2 protein-coding genes are annotated in these 1,448 nt (G+C 57.3%); both read left to right on the plus strand.

Translation table 11 applies throughout. The features are described 5' to 3' along the window. Nucleotides 1-85: 85 nt before the first annotated feature. A complete protein-coding gene (locus NCS02_RS36120; RefSeq protein WP_250508240.1) occupies nucleotides 86-1,180 on the plus strand; it encodes an IS630 family transposase in 1,095 nt (364 codons plus the stop codon). Next, nucleotides 1,177-1,448, plus strand: a 272-nt coding sequence (locus NCS02_RS36125) for a DUF6429 family protein (protein WP_250523706.1), incomplete at its 3' end; no start/stop codon positions are given. The genes NCS02_RS36120 and NCS02_RS36125, both read left to right, overlap by 4 nt.

The raw sequence follows: 1,448 nt of genomic DNA on the forward strand, positions 1-1,448 counted from the left end.
CTAGTGTCCTGAGTTAAAAATTCATTGAATGATGCCGACCACGTACTAAAGTGTTCTGTGTGGCACTCGATGCGAGGAGGCAGGGATGAGCGGACGGCCCAAAGGGGAACTGGTGCTGAGCGAATCGGAGCGCAAAGAACTGCAAGCACTGACATTGCGACGCAAGACCGCACAGGCCCTCGCATTGCGGGCCCGCATCGTGTTGGCCTGTGCCGATGGACTGGACAACAGGAGTGTCGCGGCGAAACAGCGGGTCACTCAGCAAACGGTGTCGAAGTGGCGGGCGCGGTTCGTCATGAATCGTCTGGACGGACTGCTCGATGCGCCTCGGCCCGGCGCGCCGAGAACGATTGATGATGCGCGCGTCGATGCGGTTATTGCAAAGACGCTTGAGTCCGTGCCTGTCGGCGCAACTCACTGGAGCACGCGCACGATGGCTCGTGAGATGAAACTGTCGCAAACGGCGGTCACGCGGATCTGGCGTGCTTTCGGTTTGCAGCCGCATCGGCACGAAACGTTCAAACTCTCCAGTGATCCGATGTTCGTCGACAAGGTGCGAGATATCGTCGGGCTTTACCTGGATCCGCCGCTTAAGGCCATGGTGTTGTGCGTGGACGAAAAGAGCCAGATTCAGGCGCTCGATCGCACGCAACCCATGTTGCCGTTGGCACCCGGCATCGCTGAACGACGCACGCACGATTACATGCGTCACGGCACGACCACGCTGTTCGCGGCGCTGGACATCGCGACTGGCGAGGTGATCGGCGAGGTACATCGGCGCCATCGCAGCAGCGAATTCGTGCGTTTTCTGCGCACCATCGAAGCCAGCGTGCCGTCGCACCTGGATGTGCATCTGGTGATGGACAACTATGGCACGCACAAAACGCCCTCGATCAAAGCCTGGTTCGCCCGTCATCCCCGCTTCCATGTTCACTTCACGCCCACCTCGGCGTCGTGGCTTAATCAGGTCGAACGATGGTTCGCCTCGCTCACTGAAAAATACCTTCGACGCGGTACGCATCGCTCGACACGTCAACTCGAAGACGCGATCCGTCAATACCTGGAGATCTATAACGCCAATCCACAGCCGTTCTCTTGGAGCAAGTCGGCTGATGAAATTCTGGCCAGTCTCGAACGGTTCTGTATGCGGGTCACGAAGGCCGCGGGCGAAGCATCATGAACATCAACACCGACGCAATTGATGATGTCGCCTTGGCACTTCTCTACCTGACCCTGCATGACCGATACCGTGCATGGAAGGGTTTCGACTGGGATGTACTGAACCGGCTCTACGAACGAGGTTTCATCGAAGACCCGGTCAACAAGACGAAGTCCGTGATCTTTACCGAAGAAGGATTGCGCGAGTCCGAGCGGCTCTTTAATCAACATTTCGTCATTCCAGAAAGACCGGGAAATCGATTCAACGAACTTCTAACTCACGACACTAG

This window comes from Caballeronia sp. NCF2 (genome assembly GCF_023631205.1).
GTDB lineage: Bacteria > Pseudomonadota > Gammaproteobacteria > Burkholderiales > Burkholderiaceae > Caballeronia > Caballeronia zhejiangensis.

Bases quoted from the DNA above. Each gene is read 5' to 3' on its own strand.
- NCS02_RS36120 (WP_250508240.1), top strand. From the start codon at position 86: ATGAGCGGACGGCCCAAAGGGGAACTGGTGCTGAGCGAATCGGAGCGC.